The organism is Paludifilum halophilum, assembly GCF_002245355.1.
Classification (GTDB): Bacteria; Bacillota; Bacilli; order Thermoactinomycetales; family DSM-45169; genus Paludifilum; species Paludifilum halophilum.
In genome coordinates this window covers 1-428 of record NZ_NOWF01000112.1, presented here as the reverse complement: position 1 = coordinate 428, position 428 = coordinate 1, and the positions used below count along the sequence as shown (strand labels likewise).

2 protein-coding genes are annotated in these 428 nt (G+C 33.4%); both read left to right on the top strand.

Annotated elements, in window-relative coordinates:
* A partial coding sequence (locus CHM34_RS18555; RefSeq protein ID WP_500690240.1) for an Hsp15 family protein occupies positions 1 to 126 on the top strand: 126 nt, incomplete at its 5' end.
* The coding region (locus CHM34_RS18550; protein ID WP_169713840.1) for an AAA family ATPase at positions 123 to 428 on the top strand (306 nt) is incomplete at its 3' end. The genes CHM34_RS18555 and CHM34_RS18550, both read left to right, overlap by 4 nt.

The following is a 428-nucleotide window of genomic DNA, read 5'->3' as shown; positions in this document are numbered from 1 at the left end:
GTATTAATTAATGGAGTGCGTGAAACACGTCGCGGTAAAAAGTTAGAACATCAAGATCGTATAGATATCCCAGAATTACCTGAAGATGCTGGTTCTTTCTTAATCATTCATCAAGGTGAACAATGAAGTTAAATACACTCCAATTAGAAAATTATCGTAACTATGATGAGGTTACGTTGAAATGTCATCCTGACGTGAATATCATCATTGGAGAAAATGCACAAGGAAAGACAAATTTACTTGAATCAATTTATACCTTAGCTTTAGCAAAAAGTCATAGAACGAGTAATGATAAGGAACTCATACGTTTTAATGCTGATTATGCTAAAATAGAAGGTGAGCTTAGTTATAGACACGGCACGATGCCATTAACAATGTTTATAACTAAAAAAGGTAAACAAGTCAAAGTGAATCACTTAGAGCAAAGT